Raw genomic sequence first — 18,901 nt, forward strand, 5'->3', positions numbered from 1 at the left:
CCCATTTGGGGAGGTTTTTTTATGTCCAAAATTCCGCGGCGGTTAATTTTGGGGATAGTCACCACTGTTATAGGGAAGAAGATCATGGCGAACTCGCTTTACCAAAAGCACATCATCTCTATTCCAGAGCTTTCACGTGAAGAACTGGAACTGATTGTTGAAACTGCAGGTCAGTTAAAAAAAGAACCTCGTCCAGAGCTAATTAAAAATAAGGTTGTTGCTAGCTGCTTCTTTGAGCCGTCCACACGTACCCGTCTCTCGTTTGAAACAGCAATTCAACGCATTGGCGGCGATGTAATTGGCTTTGACAATGGTGGTAACACCTCTCTTGCTAATAAAGGGGAAACGCTATCGGACTCGGTTCAAGTGATCTCTTCTTACGTAGATGCATTCGTCATGCGTCATCCTCAAGAGGGTGCGGCTCGCTTAGCGTCAGAATTTTCAAATGGCGTACCTGTGATTAACGCTGGTGATGGTGCAAACCAACACCCAACACAAACACTCCTTGATCTGTACACCATTGCCGAAACGCAAGGCCGTCTAGATAACCTTAACATCGCATTTGTCGGTGATCTTAAATATGGCCGTACAGTGCACTCTTTGACGCAAGCGCTAGCGAAATTTAACAATATTCGCTTTTTCTTTGTCGCTCCTGATGCTCTCGCTATGCCAGATTACATCTGTGAAGAGCTTGATGAGGCAGGCATTCAATACAGCCTACATACCGATATGGAAAGCGTGATCCCAGAGCTAGATATTCTATACATGACTCGCGTTCAGAAAGAGCGCTTTGATGAGTCAGAATATGCACACATCAAATCTGCGTATATCTTAACCGCATCAATGCTAGCGGGCGCACGTGAGAATCTAAAAGTGCTGCACCCATTACCACGCGTCGATGAAATTACCACTGATGTTGATGCTACACCGCATGCTTACTTCTTCCAACAAGCTGAAAATGGCGTTTATGCACGCCAAGCGCTGTTGGCATTGGTTCTAAACGAAACACTGTAATCGAGGGAGAAAAACACATGACTAAAGAAACTCAATTGCAGGTAGAAGCAATCAAAAATGGTACGGTTATCGACCATATCCCTGCACTGATCGGTATTAAAGTGCTAAAGCTATTTAATATGCACAATTCTTCCCAACGTGTGACTATCGGTCTCAACCTACCATCATCAGCACTCGGCCATAAAGATCTGTTGAAAATTGAGAACGTCTTCATCAGTGAAGAACAGGCAAGCAAACTCGCTTTGTACGCACCAAATGCGACCGTAAACCAAATTGAAAACTATGAAGTGGTTAAGAAGCTAGCTCTTGAATTACCAGAGACCATCAGTAATGTCTTTGAGTGTCCAAACAGCAACTGCATTACACATAATGAACCTGTAGCAAGCAGCTTTACGGTTATCAAAAAGAAAGAAGAAATCCGCTTAAGATGTAAGTACTGCGAGAAAGTATTCGCTCGTGAAATTGTGACTGAACGTTAAATGCAATTTCACTTTCTGTTTACGCTAAACTGACTAATACCCCGCTTTCGCGGGGTATTTTGCTCTTTACGTGCCACGTGTTTAAAGGCACACTGATCACTCTTTATATCCCCACAAACTGATGGAAGCATTCAAATGACGAAAGTACTTCACACTGAATCTGCACCGGCAGCAATCGGTCCTTACGTTCAAGGCGTAGATCTAGGTAATATGGTTCTAACCTCAGGCCAAATCCCAGTAAACCCAGCAACAGGTGAAGTGTCTGAAGACATCGCAGAGCAAGCTCGTCAATCACTAGAGAACGTAAAAGCAGTCGTTGAAGCTTCAGGCCTTAAAGTCACTGATATCGTAAAAATGACGGTATTCGTTAAAGATCTAAACGATTTCGGTACGGTAAATGAAGTGTATGGCAAGTTCTTCGATGAGCATGAAGTAGCAAACTACCCTGCGCGTTCTTGTGTAGAAGTAGCACGTCTACCTAAAGATGTAGGTATCGAAATTGAAGCAATTGCAGTTCGCAAATAATTGCTATTGTTCATAAGCTAAAAATTGCTTGTAAACCAAAAACTGTTTATAAGCTGAAAAATGTTTGCAAGCACAAAAAACGGGTAGCTCAGGCTACCCGTTTTTTTATGGTCATTTTGCTGTGACTTCGCAGTGAAACTTAAGCGGCATTACGCTGTTTCACTTCTTCATCCAGCGCTTCCAATTTCTCTTTCATTTGCTCTCGACAGAGATTCGCCAGATCGCGCACACTGTCTTTGCCATAATTTTCAGTACTGATTGGTGGTAGCATTTCAACAATCACATGACCGTTATTCCAACGGTTCAATTTCACTTTATCCGTTGAACTGCACACGATAGGAATGATAGGTACCCCTGCACCAATTGCTGCATGGAAAGCTCCGGTTTTGAATGGCAGTAAGCCACGACCACGTGAACGTGTCCCCTCAGGGAACATCCAGATAGAAACGTCGCTCTTTTTAATGCTATCAACGACTTGGTCAATCGTACCTTTCGCTTTAGAGCGGTTTGCACGGTCAATCAAAATATTACCTGTTAGCCAGTAAAGCTGACCAAACAATGGCATCCACGCCAAGCTTTTTTTACCCACAGTCACCACTTTTGGCGTGACCGCAGAAGAGACCGTAAACAAATCATAATTATTTTGATGGTTAGCAATATAAACATGCTGACCACAGGCATAAGCGTTTTCTGGAATGCGTAATTCTAATTTAATACCAAACACGCGAGACATCTTGCCGAAAAGTCGACCAAAGGTGAAAACGTGTTTAGGGTTTCGAGGGCTAAATAGGCAGTAACCACAACCACCAATAAACATCACAATTGCGAAAATTGCGACAGCAAATACACGTAACAGTGCAATCATTGTTGTTCTCCAGGAACCGGCTTTGCGCCAGGTACAGCTATTATTGTCTTTTCATAATCAAAGTTATGAAAGAAAACGCGATATAAAAAAGCCGAAACTTGAGTTTCGGCTCTCTTGATATCCAAGTCACCTGCAACGCAGTTTAACTTGCCTCGCTCACTCGCTCAATATTTGCGCCAAGTGCAGCCAGTTTATTTTCAATTTTGTCGTAACCACGGTCGATGTGGTAAATACGATCAACAATCGTTTCACCCTTAGCAATACAGCCGGCAATCACCAAACTCGCCGATGCACGTAGGTCTGTTGCCATCACTTGCGCACCACTTAGCGAATCGACATCACCACAAATAACCGTGTTGCCCTCGATCTCCGCTTTCGCGCCCATACGCATCAACTCTGGTACGTGCATAAAGCGGTTTTCAAAGATTGTTTCAGTGATCACGCCGCCGCCTTTCGCCATCATGTTCAACAGCGTAAATTGTGCCTGCATATCAGTTGGAAAACCTGGGTGTGGAGCTGTACGAATACTTACCGCCTTCAGTTCGCGATCTGTCATATCAACAGAAATCCAGTCTTCACCAGTTTCTACCAACGCACCTGCTTCCTCTAGCTTCGCTAGCACAGCTTCAAGTAGGTGAGCATTGGTGTTACGACAAACAACTTTACCACCAGAAACGGCTGCTGCCACAAGGAAAGTACCGGTTTCGATACGGTCAGCAACAACGCTGTGCTTACCACCACCAAGGCGCTCAACACCTTCAATCGTGATCGTATCAGTACCTGCTCCAGAGATTTTCGCACCTAGCTTATTTAGGAAGTCCGCCGTATCGACAATCTCTGGTTCACGTGCTGCGTTATCAAGCGTGGTTTTACCCTCAGCTAACGTTGCCGCACACATAATCGTAATCGTTGCGCCAACACTCACCTTATCCATCACAATGTGAGCACCTTTAAGGCGGCCATCAACTTCAGCTTTTACATAACCATCTTCTAGAGTGATCGTTGCACCTAGCTGTTCTAGACCAGTAATGTGTAGGTCAACTGGACGAGCACCGATTGCACAACCACCAGGTAGAGATACTTGGCCTTGCCCAAAACGAGCAACAAGAGGGCCAAGCGCCCAAATTGATGCACGCATGGTTTTCACCAAGTCGTAAGGTGCGCAGTATTCATTAATGCTGCTCGGATCGACATGAACAGAACCATTGCGGCTTACTTTAGCGCCTAAACGCTTAAGTAGTTCCATCGTCGTATCAATATCACGAAGGTGTGGCACGTTCGCCACTTCTACCGGCTCTTCCGCTAAGATAGACGCAAACAAAATCGGCAGTGCTGCGTTTTTTGCACCTGAAATAGTCACTTCACCAACAAGTGGTTTGTCTGACCCAATAACTCGAAACTTTTCCATCAATAAACCTTAAAGCGACATTAGCTTTTTGTCACGTGCCCACTCTTCAGGAGTGAACGCTTTGATCGATAGCGCGTGAATGTCATTACGCTGGATGTAATCCATCAGAGGACCGTAAATTAACTGCTGCTTCTTAACGCGGCTCATTCCATCGAAACAAGCATCAACAGCAACCACTTCATAGTGGCTACCTTCACCTTTAACATGCACTTCTTGAAGGTTTAGTGCTTCTTCTAGTAACTGTTGTACTTTTGCGCTATCCACAATTTACCCCTGATAATTCTGTATATGTTTGGCCACTAAAGATTCAACGTTGCTTAGCTGAAACAAAGTGCGCAATTGCGCCGGCACGAAACTGAGCATTATATGACAGTTTCGTTTTTTTGCATGCTCTATTAAGTGGATTAACATCACCATTCCGGCAGAGTCAACACGCTCAATCCCCTTTAGCGAGCATTCTAACTCTGCTTGAGAAGGCATCCACTGTTGTGCCACGGCCCATAAGCCTGGTACGGAATCCCGATCCAACGCTCCTGTAAGCTTAAGAATGTCTGTCTGTAAATGCCACTGGCTATGAGATGATGCCATTACTTGCTCGCCTCGAAACGAATTGGCTTAGCCGCCAATTTCTCAAGGTCTTTCGCTACGGCAAGAATGCCGTCTTGGCGAATCTTCGTATTCCACTCTGACTGTTTGCTTGACAGTAAACTAATACCCTCAGCCACCATATCAAACGCTAACCACTCACCCGTTTTCTTATCTTTACGCAGTTTAAACTCAAGTTTGATGTTAGGACGCGGTGCGTCGACGATATCAACTTTGATGCTGGTAACGCGTTTAGACGCATCTAAGTAGGGCTCAGGACCAAATTCTATTTTCTGATCCGAATATTGTGTTAACACTTGCGCGTATGACGTTACCAAGTAAGCACGAAATGCGGTAATGAATTCACCGACATCTTCACGCTTTGCCCCTTTTAAATTTGGACCTAACAGTTTTAATGCTGCGTAGCGATCGTTAACGTAAGGCATCAACTCTTCTTCAACGATGGTTTTCAGTAAATTTGGATCTTGTTTAATCTGTGGTTGTTCCGCTTTCAAACGATCAAATGTCACTTCCGCAACCTGCTTCATCATTTGATAGGGTTGAGTCTTATCTACTTCAGTGGCCATTGCACCGAATGCAGTAAATACCGCTACAAAAGAAAGTAATAATCTTGAAAACATGGGTTATTCCTTACCTGAATCGCCTGAACCACCAATGCTATATAAAACCTGACCGATAAGATCTTCCAACACCAATGCAGATTTGGTGTCTTCAATCGTATCGCCATCGACTAGCATTTCTTCATCATCAAAAACAAAGCCTGGTACCAAGCCAATGTACTGTTCACCAATCAATCCAGATGTCAAAATTTGCACGCTAGAAGTTTCTGGAAATTGATTGTACTGGCTGTTAATCGATAAGCTCACCACGGGTAATAGGCTCTGAGGATTAAGTGTAATGTTACTTACACGCCCAATCACGACACCACCAACTTTCACCGGAGAGCGAACTTTCAAACTACCAATATTATCGAACTCTGCTTTAAGGGTATAAGTATTGCCAGAGCCCATGCTTTTTACGTCAGCAACCTGAAAAATCATCACAAGAATCGCGCAAATTCCTGCTAATACAAAGCTGCCAACCCATAATTCAGTTTTACGTGTTTGTTGCATGATTAATTCCCAAACATCAATGCGGTCAGTACAAAGTCTAGTCCTAGTACTGCTAAAGAAGAATGCACAACAGTGCGCGTGGTTGCTCGACTGATTCCTTCCGAAGTTGGAATAGCGTCATAGCCATTAAATAGAGCAATCCAAGTAACCGTAATAGCAAATACAACACATTTAATGGTGCTATTACCGATATCTTGACCTAATTCTACCGATGATTGCATTGCGGCCCAGAAACTGCCGTGATCAACGCCTTTCCAGTCAACCCCAACTAATTCCGCGCCCCAAATGCCTATCGCCATAAAAATCATAGCAAGCAGTGGCATTGAGATAACACCAGCCCAAAAACGCGGCGCGATAACGCGCTTAAGAGGATCAACAGCCATCATTTCTAAGCTAGACAATTGCTCCGTTGCTTTCATCAAACCAATCTCTGCCGTTAATGCAGAGCCTGCACGCCCAGCGAACAGTAACGCAGTGACAACCGGGCCAAGTTCACGTAAAAGCGATAACGCGACCATTTGACCAAGGCTCCCCTCTGCACCGTAATCCACTAGAACAACATAGCCTTGTAAACTGAGCACCATGCCGATAAATAGGCCAGATACCACAATAATTGCCAGTGATTGCACACCAACGGAATACAATTGCTTTAGGAGTAAAGGGAAGTTTTTGACGGGCTGGGGCCGAGAAACCAAAGCACCAATCAGCATTAGCGTCGCTCGACCAAAGGCTTCACAAATCGCCAATGTTCGCTTTCCTAATGAGGCGACAAAATGAATAAAGTTATCGACCATCAAATAAGTCCTTCTCGATACTTTGTGCAGGAAAACGAAATGGTACAGGGCCATCGGCATCACCTTGCAAAAATTGCTGTACGCGAGGATCTGGATTTTCGTTTAGCTCTTGTGGCGTACCACAAGCAACAATTTTTCCGTCTGCGAGTAAATAAACCCAATCGGCAATACTCATTACTTCTGGAACATCATGAGATACCACGATTGACGTAAGGCCTAAAGCTCGATTTAAGTTACTGATCAACTCGACCAAAACCCCCATCGTGATCGGGTCCTGACCAACGAACGGTTCATCATACATAATCAGGTCAGGATCAAGTGCAATGGCACGTGCCAATGCCGCACGCCTCGCCATACCACCAGAAAGTTCACTTGGCATTAACTCCGCAGCCCCGCGAAGTCCAACCGCTTCGAGTTTTAGAAGAACCATGGTTCGAATCAGTGTCTCTGGTAGGTCTGTGTGTTCACGCAAAGGAAATGCAACGTTATCGAACACCGTCAAATCCGTAAACAACGCACCCGATTGAAACAACATGCTCATTTTTTTTCGTGCATGGTAAAGCTTCTTGCGTGACAACGCGGGAATATTGTCACCATCAAACCAGATTTCACCTTTTTCAGGAGACAACTGACCACCAATCAAACGCAGTAGGGTCGTTTTACCAATTCCTGATGGGCCCATAATGGCCGTCACTTTACCTTTTGGTACACGCAAATCTATATCATCAAAGATCGTACGATCACCGCGAGAGAAAGTGAGATTATGTAAAGTAACTAAATCGTTGTTCGACATATTATCTCTTCTACACTTTATAAGTGTTCACTTACAAAGTCGTTAAGTCATTCTCGCTGAACCAAGCATTTTGAGGTTACTTCGAAAGATGAACATCTCAATACTACGTCGGTACATTTATTATGGATGCAATCATAAGCACATTGAGATGCAATTAAAAGCACTGTTCAATTAATTCAAGGATCCTAGCTTTCGTTAATCTTTTAAAAAACAAAATGAAATTCAGCACCCGTCTTCTTATTTGCAAACCGAACTCTCATCGCGCAGAAGAACTCGAATTGGATGCGCATTTTCGTTACTAAGTCTTAATTTATTTGTTGTTTATCTTCCATTTTTCGCTGCAAAAGGTCAAAATTGGCGGTTACTCATTTTACATATTTACTTACTTAGGAATTATCATGCTCGAAGCCGTAGCGTTGCTTATCGTCGGTCTTGTATTACTCGTTTGGAGTGCAGACAAACTGGTTTTCGGTTCAGCTGCTCTTGCCCGCAACGTTGGCATTTCACCTTTAGTTATCGGCATGACAATCTTAGCGATGGGCTCATCCGCGCCTGAAATGATGGTATCTGCGACTGCTGCATGGGATGGCAAAACCGATACTGCCGTCGGCAATGTGCTCGGTTCAAACATCGCAAACATCGCGCTAATCCTAGGTATTACTGCTCTGATTAAACCACTTTCTATCAGCTCTGCTGTCATTCGTCGTGAATTGCCTTTAATGATAGCAGTAACTGTCCTTGCTGGTATTTTGCTATGGGATAACCACTTAGGTTTTTACGAGGGCGTTCTGTTATTTGTGTTATTTGGTGGCTTCCTCTATGCCATGCTTAAGATAAGTCGCAAAGAACAAAACGCGGGCGATGCCTTTATTGAAGAGCAAGAAGCCGAAATCCCTGAGGGCGTAAGCAATCCAAAAGCCATCATGTGGGTCGTTATCGGTCTTATTTTGCTGCCGATTGCCGCAAGTATACTCGTTGATAACGCGGTTATTATTGCCAAGTTCTTCGGCATGAGTGACCTCGTCATCGGCCTAACGATTATTGCAGTTGGTACCAGTTTGCCTGAGCTAGCAGCTTCATTAGCTGGCGTATTGAAAGGTGAAGACGATATGGCGGTAGGTAATATTATCGGCTCAAACGTGTTTAATATTCTTGCAGTAATGGGCCTACCAGGCATTATCAACCCATCAATGCTAAGCGAATACGCTATGGGCCGTGATTTCTGGGTAATGCTTGGCGTATCACTGCTGCTTGTCGCAATGTGCTTAGGTAAATCACGCAGTATTAATCGTATTGAAGCCAGCATTTTATTGGTCTGTTTCGTCGCATACCAAGGCTACCTACTCACAAACATGACCGCTTAAAAAAATAGAATAAATTACGATAAATTGGAGCATTAATATGTCCATTCAGTTTGATTTTCGTGCTGCTGCTAAACAAGTTCTAGATATCGAAGTCTCTGCGCTTCAACAACTAGACCAATACTTTGATGCGCAATTCGAACAAGCTTGCGAGTTGATTCTTTCTAACCGCGGTAAAGTTGTTGTTATGGGCATGGGAAAATCAGGCCATATCGGTAATAAGATCGCGGCAACCCTCGCAAGTACAGGCACCTCTGCATTTTTTGTTCACCCTGGCGAAGCCGCTCATGGTGACTTGGGCATGATCAGCGCTGGAGATATTGTTATCGCAATATCAAACTCTGGTGAATCCCACGAGATTTTATCGCTGTTTCCTGTACTAAAACGATTGAACATCACCATCATCAGCATGACGGGCAAGCCCGACTCAAACATGGCAAAGCTATCTGATCTGCATCTGCAAATCACGGTACCGAAAGAAGCATGCCCGTTAGGTCTAGCACCAACGAGCAGCACAACCGCAACATTAGTTATGGGCGATGCGCTTGCTGTCGCTTTGCTTCAAGCGAGAGGCTTCTCTGCCGAAGATTTTGCACTTTCTCATCCAGGCGGCGCACTGGGAAGAAAACTGCTTCTGAAACTGTCTGATATTATGCATATAGGTAGCGCTCTACCAAAAGTCGCGCCAAATGCGCTCATTCGCGATGCATTACTCGAAATTTCAGAGAAAGGATTAGGAATGACCGCCATCGTTGATGAACACGATGCTATGCTTGGTATATTCACTGACGGGGATTTACGCCGTACGCTAGACAAACGCATCGACATTCATACCACGAAAATTGGTGAAGTCATGACACAAAACCCAACGACTGCGCCCCCTGAAATGCTCGCGGTTGAGGGATTGAATATGATGCAAGACAAGAACATCAATGCACTGATTTTATGTGACAATAACAAAATCGTCGGCGCTTTGAATATGCATGACTTATTGAAAGCAGGCGTAATGTAACTTGTACATGAGTTGCACAATACAACAAATTTAACGATTAATTTATCAGATTAAGGCAGTAGTCAGGGAAGTACTGAGCTAAAAGAAGGCCTTTATTATATGAGTTTAACTCGCCTTATTTATGTGCTGTTGATCTTTGTTATTGCATGGTGTGGGTATTACTTACTCACGCCGAAAAATAACGATGGTTTACAAGTCGCACCCAATTTAGAACTGCCTATGTTCAGTGGTACTGGACTAGAAAACATCACATATGGTGAAAATGGTGTCCGCAGTTACATCATTCGTTCTACCACATTAGATCATTATGCCAAAAGTGGTGAAACCATTTTTAATGACCCAACACTAATGGTTTACCGTGATGGTAGCGTTATTGAATGGAAAGTTAGCGCGGTCAAAGCCGTACTAGATGAAGACCAAATCCTGACGTTGTACGATAACGTACTCATGCAAAACCTATTGCCAGATGCAAGCTTTGACACGATGGCAACAGACAAGATGGTCATCAATCTAACCAACCGTGATTTTAAAGCGGATCAACAAGTAATGTTGGTTGGACCGCAATTTGAAACGACAGGAGGCGCAATGAAAGGCAACTTAAATGCTCACACTGCGACTCTAACAAGTGAAGTTCAAGGTCGATATGAAACCGTTACACCTTAGCCTATTAGCACTGGTATTAGCTGCGCCACAAGCGCTGGCACTAAAATCAGACACACAACAGCCCGTTTACATTAATTCTGACACACAGCAAGTGGACATGAAGAGTAATCAGGTTGTCTTCGAGGGCGATGTCTCTTTGAAACAAGGTAGCATCAATATTGATGCTGACAGAATCATCGTGACTCGCGATCCAAAGACCGAATCGATCAAACAGATTCAAGCGTTCGGCAAACCCGCAACTTTTTCTCAATTGATGGATGACGGCAAAACACTCAGCGGTCAAGCAACAGAGTTGGATTATCGTATCGCGACGGATGAACTGACGATGAAAGGTCAAGCGCAGCTCGCACAAGATGGTAATACGATCCGTGGCTCATCAATTCGTTATCAAATTGGTAAGCAGAAGCTTGTTGCTGACAGCTCAAAAACTGAGCGTGTAACCACGATTTTGCAACCTAATCAAATCGAGAACTAATATGGCGGTACTGAGCGCAAAGAACCTGGCGAAAAGTTACAAAAAACGCAAGGTAGTCACTGATGTAAGCCTAGAAGTGGAATCAGGCCAAATTGTTGGACTTCTCGGGCCGAACGGGGCAGGTAAAACAACATCATTTTACATGATTGTCGGCCTTGTCCCTCGTGATGAGGGCACGATTACTATCGACGATCAGGACATCAGTATTCTCCCAATGCACAGTCGTTCTCGATTAGGTATCGGCTATTTGCCTCAAGAAGCTTCTATCTTCCGTAAGCTGTCTGTCGAGGACAACATCATGGCGGTGTTAGAGACACGCCAAGAGCTTACCCGCGAAGAACGTCAAGATAAGCTGGAAGATTTATTGGAAGAATTCCACATACAGCACATAAGAACCAGTGCAGGTATGGCACTATCAGGTGGTGAACGTCGACGAGTTGAAATTGCACGTGCACTCGCTGCAAACCCACAGTTTATTTTATTAGACGAACCTTTCGCTGGTGTTGACCCGATTTCGGTAAATGACATCAAAAAAATCATCGAACATCTACGTGACCGCGGTCTTGGTGTATTGATCACCGACCACAACGTTCGTGAAACTCTCGACGTATGTGAAAAAGCTTACATCGTAAGCCAAGGGCACCTTATTGCTTCTGGAAGCCCAGAAGACGTTCTCAATAATGAACAGGTGAAACAAGTTTATCTCGGTGAACAATTCCGTCTATGATTACATTAGGAACGGTAAGATTCTGAGCATTACAAGGTAAGTAACACTGAATGAAACCTTCATTACAACTCAAGCTAGGTCAACAGTTAGCCATGACGCCGCAACTGCAACAAGCGATTCGCTTGTTACAATTGTCGACGCTAGACCTTCAACAAGAGATCCAAGAAGCATTAGATTCCAACCCGCTTTTAGAAGTTGAAGAAGGCCACGAAGAAGCTCAAGTCAACGGTGAAGATAAGTCAGCTTCAGAAGCCGCTGACAACAGTGCAAACGACACCTCGGAACCAGACCTTCCGGACAGCTCAGATGTGATTGAAAAGTCAGAAATTAGCTCTGAGCTAGAAATCGATACCACTTGGGATGACGTGTATAGCGCCAATACCGGTAGTACTGGTATAGCACTTGATGACGATATGCCAGTGTACCAAGGTGAAACCACTGAGTCGCTGCACGACTACCTAATGTGGCAATTGGATTTAACGCCGTTTAGCGAAAACGACCGAACCATCGCTATCGCGATCATTGATGCGGTTGACGATTATGGCTATTTGACGCTCACTCCTGAAGAAATCCATGAAAGCTTCGACAACGAAGACATAGAATTGGATGAAGTCGAAGCGGTTCGCAAACGCATCCAACAGTTTGATCCTCTTGGTGTGGCCTCTCGTAACCTGCAAGAGTGTTTACTACTTCAATTAGTGACTTTCCCAGAAGATACCCCATGGCTTGCAGAGGCAAGAATGGTGCTGAGAGACCATATCGATCATCTGGGAAATCGTGACTACAAGTTGGTGATCAAAGAAACCAAATTAAAAGAAGCCGACTTACGCGAAGTATTGAAGCTCATCCAGCAACTTGATCCTCGACCGGGCAGTCGCATTACTCCTGATGATACTGAATACGTCATCCCTGATGTTTCTGTATTTAAAGACCATGGTAAATGGACCGTATCCATTAACCCTGACAGCATTCCAAAACTCAAAGTAAATCAACAATATGCCCAGCTTGGGAAAGGCAATAGTGCGGATAGCCAGTACATCCGTAGCAATTTGCAAGAGGCAAAATGGTTAATTAAGAGCCTAGAAAGCAGAAACGAGACCCTTCTCAAAGTTGCAAGATGTATTGTTGAACATCAACAAGATTTCTTCGACTATGGTGAAGAAGCCATGAAGCCAATGGTCCTCAATGACGTAGCATTGGATGTGGATATGCATGAATCAACGATCTCTCGTGTGACAACGCAGAAATTCATGCACACACCGCGTGGCATTTTTGAATTGAAGTACTTCTTCTCTAGTCATGTCAGTACAGACAATGGTGGAGAATGTTCGTCCACAGCAATCCGCGCACTCATTAAAAAACTGGTTGCCGCTGAAAATACAGCAAAGCCATTGAGTGACAGTAAGATTGCTGATCTTCTGGCTGACCAAGGGATTCAGGTCGCAAGGCGAACCATTGCGAAATATCGCGAGTCCTTGGGTATCGCCCCATCAAGTCAGCGTAAACGCCTACTTTAAGGCACCAACTGAAAAGGAAAGTCTATGCAAATCAATATTCAGGGCCATCACGTTGATCTTACCGATTCAATGCAAGACTATGTTCAAAATAAGTTTCAGAAGCTCGAAAGGTTCTTCGACCATATCAATCAAGCTCATGTCGTATTAAAAGTTGAAAAACTCGACCAAATCGCGGAAGCTACGCTCCATATAAATCAGGGCGAAATCCACGCTTCATCAACGGATGAAAGCATGTACGCAGCGATTGACTCGCTGGTGGATAAATTAGTTCGTCAACTTAATAAGCACAAAGAAAAACTAAACAGTCATTAATCATGCAACTTAGCGAAATACTGTCACTGGACTGCACGAAAAGTGCAGTCCATTGTACAAGTAAAAAACGAGCCCTCGAAATGATCAGCAAAATCGTTGCTGATACCACAGGCCAAGATTCAACAGAACTGTTTGAGTGTATGCTCAGCAGAGAAAAAATGGGTAGTACTGGTATCGGCAACGGTATCGCTATCCCACATGCAAGAATGTCATCTAGCGACAAAGCCATCGCCGTTTTACTTCAATGTGATGAGGCGATTGAGTTTGATGCTATCGATAACCGACCTGTCGACCTTCTTTTTGCACTCCTCGTACCAGAAGATCAGTGCAAGGAGCACCTCAAAACACTATCCTCAATGGCTGAACGTCTGAGTAACAAGCAAGTACTGAAGATGCTACGTAATGCTCAGAGCGATGAAGAACTTTACGACATTATGATTCATCAGTAATCGAGGCGATCACCATGCGATTAATCGTTGTTAGTGGGCACTCCGGTGCAGGAAAGAGTGTTGCCCTGCGCGTGCTTGAAGACTTGGGGTATTACTGCGTCGACAATCTACCAGTGAACCTACTGGATGCGTTTGTTCAATCCGTCGCTGACAGTAAGCAAAATGTTGCGGTTAGCATCGACATTCGCAATATCCCCAAAAAGCTCAAAGAACTTACCAGCACACTAGAGAAGCTAAAATCAGAGCTGGATGTCACGGTGCTTTTCTTAGATGCCAATAAAGAAACGCTGCTTAAACGCTACAGTGAAACTCGCAGAATCCACCCTCTTTCACTCGGCCAGAGTTCTCTATCTTTAGAGCAAGCGATCGAACTTGAGCACAATATTCTGACGCCGCTCAAGGCTCATGCTGACTTGGTCCTCAATAGCAGTGGGCAATCGCTGCATGATTTGAGTGAAACCGTCCGTATGCGAGTATTGGGACGAGAGCGAAAAGATCTCGTCATGGTATTTGAATCATTTGGCTTTAAATACGGTTTGCCATCTGATGCCGACTACGTTTTTGATGTGCGTTTTTTGCCCAACCCACACTGGGAACCGGCATTGCGACCACTAACCGGATTAGATGCTCCTATTGGCGCTTTCTTAGAGCAGCACCAATCAGTTCTCGAACTAAAACAACAGATAGAGAATTTCATTGAGACCTGGTTACCGCTACTTGAGACAAACAATCGCAGTTACCTCACCGTCGCCATTGGTTGTACCGGTGGAAAACATCGCTCAGTGTATCTGACGCAAAAAATTGGCGAATACTTTGCAGCTAAAGGTCATCAAGTCCAAATTCGCCACACTTCATTGGAAAAAAACGTTAAGGAATAACGGTGGAACTAAGTCGTAAAGTGTTGATCCAAAACCGTTTGGGGCTACATGCTCGAGCAGCAATCAAATTGGTCGAACTGGCGCAAAGCTATAACGCAATCATCACGATTGATAACGAAGAAGACAAAACCGCAACCGCAGATAGCGTGATGGGATTGCTCATGCTTGAGTCTGCTCAAGGGCAATACGTTACCATCCACGCTTGTGGTGATGATTCACAACAAGCACTCGATGCGGTTTGCCATTTAATCGAAGACAAGTTTGATGAAGGCGAGTGATCCACTCGCTTTTTGCTTATCTTTAGTGTGATATCCCACACCACTTCCTATCCCCTGCTTCTCTTCAACAAATAATTTCTTCGACTTTCACAAGTTGTTATTAAAAGGTGCCTAGAATTAAGATATTATTCAAAGCATTGTAAATTTCAGGAATTAGGAGGAATCAATGGCAGAGCAAATAGAATTCGACCAAGCTCACCAAGCCCTCCAAGAAGTCACTGAAGCACTGGAAAACGGTCGCTTCGTCCATGTTCGCCGTCAATTGCAGGACATGGAACCTGAGGACATCGCTCATCTTTTAGAGGCCTCCCCACGTAAAAGCCGTGAAGTACTTTGGCAGTTAACTGACCCAGAGGACTACGGTGAAATCCTTGACGAGCTAAACGAAGACGTTAAAGACAGTCTTGTATCCAAAATGGCGCCAGAAGCACTTGCTGAAGCGACAGAGGGCATGGATACCGATGACGTGGCTTACGTACTACGGAGCTTACCAGATACACTATCGCGTGAAGTCCTATCGCAAATGGACTCTGACGATCGCCTGCGCGTCGAAACCGCCCTATCCTACTCTGAGGATACCGCAGGCGGATTGATGAACACTGACGTTATTACCATCCGTGGTGATGTAGATGTGGACGTTGTCTTGCGTTATTTGCGCATGAAAGGTGAATTGCCAGAAGCAACCGATGCTCTTTACGTCATTGATGATGAAAACAAGCTCATTGGTGAATTACCGATTACCACTCTTATCACCACACAACCTGATGTCAAAGTCATTGACGTGATGGAGGATGCCGATGATGCCATTACCGTCGATACCAGTGACTCTGACGTTGCAAGCCTATTTGAACGTCGTAACTGGGTATCTGCGCCAGTCGTCGATGAAAATCAGCACCTGGTTGGCCGTATCACCATCGATGACGTTGTTGACGTTATCCGTGAAGATGCAGAACACTCTATGATGAGCATGGCGGGTATGGATGATGATGAAGATACGTTCGCGCCAGTATTTAAATCTGCTCGTAAACGCAGTGTCTGGTTAGGAGCAAACGTTCTTGCAGCACTGGCTGCGGCTTCTGTTTCCAATATGTTCGAAGCAACACTCGATCAAATGGCAGCCATTGCGGTTCTCATGACCATCGTACCCTCCATGGGCGGGGTTGCAGGTAACCAAACCGTTGCACTTGTGATCCGTGGCTTAGCGCTCGGTCACATCGGTGATGCCAACAAACGAGAACTTTTGATGAAAGAGGCGGCGATCGGCTTGCTCAACGGTATTATGTGGGCACTGATCATCGGTGGTATTGTCGTCGTTTGGAAAGGAAACTGGATGCTTGGCGGTATTATTTCTGCCGCTATGTTGACCAACCTATTAGTAGCCGGTATTGCAGGGGTAAGTATTCCAATACTGCTTAAGAAGATGAATATCGACCCAGCACTCGCGGGCGGCATGGCACTGACAACTGTCACCGACGTGATAGGTTTATCGGTATTCTTAGGGCTTGCTACTTTAGCCATCTAAGACGCATAAGCCTTACAAGCTTATTTAGGACGGATCGCAAGCCATAAAAAAGCCTGATGATAAACACATCAGGCTTTTTGAATCCTCTATCACTCACTTTTAGTGAAACTATTCGCCTGCGACTTTCATCGTATCAAGCAAGATAGAACCCGTCTGGATTTGTGAGCGGGTCTCCACATCACTGCCGACAGCCACAATTTTTGTGAACATTTCTTTTAGGTTACCAGCGATCGTGATTTCCGAGACTGGGTACTGGATTACGCCATTCTCAACCCAGAAACCTGCAGCGCCACGAGAGTAGTCGCCCGTCACAACGTTCACGCCTTGACCCATGGTTTCTGTTACCAGTAGACCAGTGCCCAGCTCTTTCAGCATTTGCTCAAAGTTTTGACCCGTAGATGTCACATACCAGTTATGAATACCACCAGCGTGACCCGTTGGCTCCATCTTCATCTTGCGAGCAGCGTAGCTAGTTAGCAAGTAAGTCGCCAAAACACCATCTGTGATGATTTCACGGTCTTGTGTGTAAACACCCTCACTATCAAATGGGCTTGAAGCCAAGCCACGTAAAACATGCGGACGCTCAGAAATATTGAACCATTCTGGCAACACTTGCTTGCCAAGGTGATCCAACAAGAAAGACGATTTACGGTATAAGTTACCACCACTGATTGCCATCACAAGGTGGCCAATCAAGCCCGTCGCAACGTCAGCGGCAAACATAATAGGATACTTGCCCGTCTTAAGTTTTTGAGCATCTAATCGGCTAATGGTTTTTTCTGCGGCTTGACGGCCAACCATCTCAGGAGTCCACAAGTCATCACGATGGCGAGCAACGGTATAGCTGTAATCGCGCTCCATTTCGCCATTCTTACCAACACCAATAACACAACAACTGGTGCTATGGCGGCTTGAAGCATAACTTGCTAATAAACCGTGGCTATTACCATAAACTTTCACACCATAATGGCTGTCATAGCTCGCACCATCACTTTGCTTAATGGCATCACTGTAACCTAATGCTTCTTTCTCGGCAGCAATAGCAACTTCTGCTGCATAGTCAGGGTTAGGTGCATCAGGATGGAAAAGATCTAGGTCTGGAATTTCTTTGACCATGAACTCTTTAGGTGCAGGGCCCGCAAATGGGTCTTCTGATGTGTATTGAGCAATGTCTAATGCCGCTAAAACGGTTTGCTTAATTGCGGCTTCGCTCAAGTCTGATGTGGAAGCACTGCCTTTACGTTGCCCACGGTAAACGGTGATACCAAGTGCACCATCACTGTTGAACTCAACGTTTTCCACCTCGCCCATACGAGTGGAAACACTCAAACCAGTGCTCTTGGTAATTGCGACTTCAGCCGCATCAGATTTTGCTCCAGCAATCTCTAATGCTCTTGCAACGGCTTGTTCTAGCTCGATTCGTTGCTCGGTAACCTGCTGTTTAATATCCATTGTCTTTCACATCATGTATTCGATGTACAATAGAATAACAAGAATTTCGCTTTCTCCCCACGATTCTTGTTAAAATAGTCATAATATTAATCAGAACACAGGCAACTGAAATGGCACGTAAGAATCAAAAAGCGCCATGGGAACCAGAAGAAGAGATCATCTGGGTAAGTAAATCCGAGATGAAACGCGACATGGAAGAGCTGCAAAAGCTTGGTGAAGAGCTCGTAGGTCTTAAACCATCGACTTTAGAAAAGTTTCCATTGAGCGAAGACCTAAGAGAAGCCGTTGCAGATGCACAGCGCTTTAAAAACGAAGCGCGTCGTCGCCAACTGCAACGTATCGGGAAATTGATGCGCTATGAAGATCCAGAGCCAATCCAAGCGGCACTGGACAAAGTTCGCAACAAGCACTCACAAGCAACCGCCGTACTCCACAAATTAGAAGTACTGCGTGATCGCGTCGTTGAAGACGGTGATAAAGCCATTGATGACGTGATGGAGCTTTACCCAACCGCCGATCGTCAACGCCTTCGTCAGCTTGCTCGTCAAGCTGCGAAAGAAAAGAAAGCGGGCAAGCCTGCGAAGTCTTACCGTGAGATTTTCCAAATTCTAAAAGCGCTGAACGAAGAAGAGCAGTAATTCGCTTACCTTTAAAAACGG

The 18,901-nt window shown here is 44.8% G+C and carries 24 protein-coding genes; 15 read left to right on the forward strand and 9 right to left on the reverse strand.

Annotation, left to right across the window (positions count from 1 at the left end; all coding sequences use genetic code 11):
* Nucleotides 1-84: 84 nt before the first annotated feature.
* From pyrB to VA249_RS12450, 3 genes are all read left to right on the forward strand, one after another.
* Nucleotides 85-1,014: an aspartate carbamoyltransferase gene (gene pyrB / locus VA249_RS12440; RefSeq protein WP_211915917.1), complete on the forward strand. Its 930-nt coding sequence runs from the start codon at nt 85-87 to the stop codon at nt 1,012-1,014.
* A 17-nt stretch (nt 1,015-1,031) separates the two neighbouring features.
* Nucleotides 1,032-1,493 (forward strand): aspartate carbamoyltransferase regulatory subunit, encoded by a 462-nt coding sequence (gene pyrI, locus VA249_RS12445; RefSeq protein ID WP_128810096.1) that lies wholly within the window; start codon nt 1,032-1,034, stop codon nt 1,491-1,493.
* 135 nt (nt 1,494-1,628) lie between these two features.
* Nucleotides 1,629-2,018: a RidA family protein gene (locus VA249_RS12450; RefSeq protein ID WP_211915915.1), complete on the forward strand. Its 390-nt coding sequence runs from the start codon at nt 1,629-1,631 to the stop codon at nt 2,016-2,018.
* A 139-nt stretch (nt 2,019-2,157) separates the two neighbouring features.
* Here VA249_RS12450 and VA249_RS12455 read toward each other — a convergent pair whose 3' ends face one another.
* The 8 genes from VA249_RS12455 to mlaF all read right to left on the reverse strand — a co-directional run bounded on the left by VA249_RS12455 (nt 2,158) and on the right by mlaF (nt 7,596).
* Entirely contained in the window at nt 2,158-2,883 is a 726-nt protein-coding gene (locus tag VA249_RS12455; protein ID WP_221068166.1) for a 1-acylglycerol-3-phosphate O-acyltransferase, read from the reverse strand.
* A 142-nt stretch (nt 2,884-3,025) separates the two neighbouring features.
* Complete coding sequence (gene murA / locus VA249_RS12460; RefSeq protein WP_221068167.1) at nt 3,026-4,291, reverse strand: UDP-N-acetylglucosamine 1-carboxyvinyltransferase; 1,266 nt, start codon at nt 4,289-4,291, stop codon at nt 3,026-3,028.
* Nucleotides 4,292-4,300: 9 nt separating this feature from the next.
* On the reverse strand, nt 4,301-4,555 hold the full coding sequence (gene ibaG, locus VA249_RS12465; protein ID WP_005432865.1) for a BolA family iron metabolism protein IbaG: 255 nt from the start codon (nt 4,553-4,555) through the stop codon (nt 4,301-4,303).
* Nucleotides 4,556-4,558: 3 nt separating this feature from the next.
* Nucleotides 4,559-4,879, reverse strand: a complete 321-nt coding sequence (locus VA249_RS12470; RefSeq protein WP_221068168.1) for an STAS domain-containing protein — start codon at nt 4,877-4,879, stop codon at nt 4,559-4,561.
* Nucleotides 4,879-5,517, reverse strand: coding sequence for a phospholipid-binding protein MlaC (gene mlaC / locus VA249_RS12475; protein ID WP_221068169.1), 639 nt, complete (start codon nt 5,515-5,517; stop codon nt 4,879-4,881). The genes VA249_RS12470 and mlaC overlap by 1 nt, the downstream gene beginning before the upstream one ends.
* Nucleotides 5,518-5,520: 3 nt before the next feature.
* Nucleotides 5,521-6,009 (reverse strand): outer membrane lipid asymmetry maintenance protein MlaD, encoded by a 489-nt coding sequence (gene mlaD / locus VA249_RS12480; RefSeq protein ID WP_128810090.1) that lies wholly within the window; start codon nt 6,007-6,009, stop codon nt 5,521-5,523.
* A gap of 2 nt (nt 6,010-6,011) precedes the next feature.
* The gene (gene mlaE / locus VA249_RS12485; protein WP_128810089.1) at nt 6,012-6,803 is read right to left on the reverse strand and encodes a lipid asymmetry maintenance ABC transporter permease subunit MlaE; all 792 of its coding nucleotides are present in this window, start codon (nt 6,801-6,803) and stop codon (nt 6,012-6,014) included.
* Complete coding sequence (gene mlaF, locus VA249_RS12490) at nt 6,793-7,596, reverse strand: phospholipid ABC transporter ATP-binding protein MlaF (RefSeq protein WP_211915910.1); 804 nt, start codon at nt 7,594-7,596, stop codon at nt 6,793-6,795. The genes mlaE and mlaF overlap by 11 nt, the downstream gene beginning before the upstream one ends.
* A 398-nt stretch (nt 7,597-7,994) precedes the next feature.
* On the opposite strand from mlaF, the gene VA249_RS12495 reads away from it, so the two are divergent.
* The 11 genes from VA249_RS12495 to mgtE all read left to right on the forward strand — a co-directional run bounded on the left by VA249_RS12495 (nt 7,995) and on the right by mgtE (nt 16,790).
* Nucleotides 7,995-8,960, forward strand: a complete 966-nt coding sequence (locus VA249_RS12495) for a calcium/sodium antiporter (RefSeq protein WP_221068170.1) — start codon at nt 7,995-7,997, stop codon at nt 8,958-8,960.
* 37 nt (nt 8,961-8,997) lie between these two features.
* A complete protein-coding gene (gene kdsD / locus VA249_RS12500; protein ID WP_221068171.1) occupies nt 8,998-9,969 on the forward strand; it encodes an arabinose-5-phosphate isomerase KdsD in 972 nt (323 codons plus the stop codon).
* 99 nt (nt 9,970-10,068) lie between these two features.
* Nucleotides 10,069-10,632, forward strand: a complete 564-nt coding sequence (lptC, locus tag VA249_RS12505) for an LPS export ABC transporter periplasmic protein LptC (protein ID WP_221068172.1) — start codon at nt 10,069-10,071, stop codon at nt 10,630-10,632.
* Nucleotides 10,613-11,107 (forward strand): lipopolysaccharide transport periplasmic protein LptA, encoded by a 495-nt coding sequence (gene lptA / locus VA249_RS12510; RefSeq protein ID WP_221068173.1) that lies wholly within the window; start codon nt 10,613-10,615, stop codon nt 11,105-11,107. The genes lptC and lptA overlap by 20 nt, the downstream gene beginning before the upstream one ends.
* A 1-nt stretch (nt 11,108) precedes the next feature.
* Nucleotides 11,109-11,834 carry an LPS export ABC transporter ATP-binding protein gene (lptB, locus tag VA249_RS12515; RefSeq protein WP_128810083.1) on the forward strand — a complete coding sequence of 242 codons (726 nt, stop codon included), beginning with the start codon at nt 11,109-11,111 and terminating at the stop codon, nt 11,832-11,834.
* A gap of 50 nt (nt 11,835-11,884) precedes the next feature.
* Nucleotides 11,885-13,351 (forward strand): RNA polymerase factor sigma-54, encoded by a 1,467-nt coding sequence (locus VA249_RS12520; RefSeq protein ID WP_221068174.1) that lies wholly within the window; start codon nt 11,885-11,887, stop codon nt 13,349-13,351.
* Nucleotides 13,352-13,375: 24 nt separating this feature from the next.
* Nucleotides 13,376-13,663, forward strand: coding sequence for a ribosome hibernation promoting factor (gene hpf, locus VA249_RS12525; RefSeq protein ID WP_128810081.1), 288 nt, complete (start codon nt 13,376-13,378; stop codon nt 13,661-13,663).
* 2 nt (nt 13,664-13,665) lie between these two features.
* A complete protein-coding gene (ptsN, locus tag VA249_RS12530; RefSeq protein WP_128810080.1) occupies nt 13,666-14,112 on the forward strand; it encodes a PTS IIA-like nitrogen regulatory protein PtsN in 447 nt (148 codons plus the stop codon).
* A gap of 14 nt (nt 14,113-14,126) precedes the next feature.
* Nucleotides 14,127-14,990 carry an RNase adapter RapZ gene (rapZ, locus tag VA249_RS12535; RefSeq protein ID WP_128810079.1) on the forward strand — a complete coding sequence of 288 codons (864 nt, stop codon included), beginning with the start codon at nt 14,127-14,129 and terminating at the stop codon, nt 14,988-14,990.
* 2 nt (nt 14,991-14,992) lie between these two features.
* Entirely contained in the window at nt 14,993-15,268 is a 276-nt protein-coding gene (locus VA249_RS12540; protein ID WP_128810078.1) for an HPr family phosphocarrier protein, read from the forward strand.
* Nucleotides 15,269-15,434: 166 nt separating this feature from the next.
* Nucleotides 15,435-16,790: a magnesium transporter gene (gene mgtE / locus VA249_RS12545; RefSeq protein WP_128810077.1), complete on the forward strand. Its 1,356-nt coding sequence runs from the start codon at nt 15,435-15,437 to the stop codon at nt 16,788-16,790.
* Nucleotides 16,791-16,898: 108 nt separating this feature from the next.
* On the opposite strand, the gene pmbA is transcribed toward mgtE, so the two are convergent.
* The gene (gene pmbA / locus VA249_RS12550) at nt 16,899-18,242 is read right to left on the reverse strand and encodes a metalloprotease PmbA (RefSeq protein ID WP_221068175.1); all 1,344 of its coding nucleotides are present in this window, start codon (nt 18,240-18,242) and stop codon (nt 16,899-16,901) included.
* 110 nt (nt 18,243-18,352) lie between these two features.
* Here pmbA and yjgA point away from each other — a divergent pair, with 110 nt between their 5' ends.
* Entirely contained in the window at nt 18,353-18,880 is a 528-nt protein-coding gene (gene yjgA / locus VA249_RS12555; RefSeq protein WP_211915903.1) for a ribosome biogenesis factor YjgA, read from the forward strand.
* Nucleotides 18,881-18,901 lie beyond the last annotated feature (21 nt).

It is taken from the genome of Vibrio alfacsensis (genome assembly GCF_019670485.1).
Classification (GTDB): Bacteria; Pseudomonadota; Gammaproteobacteria; order Enterobacterales; family Vibrionaceae; genus Vibrio; species Vibrio alfacsensis.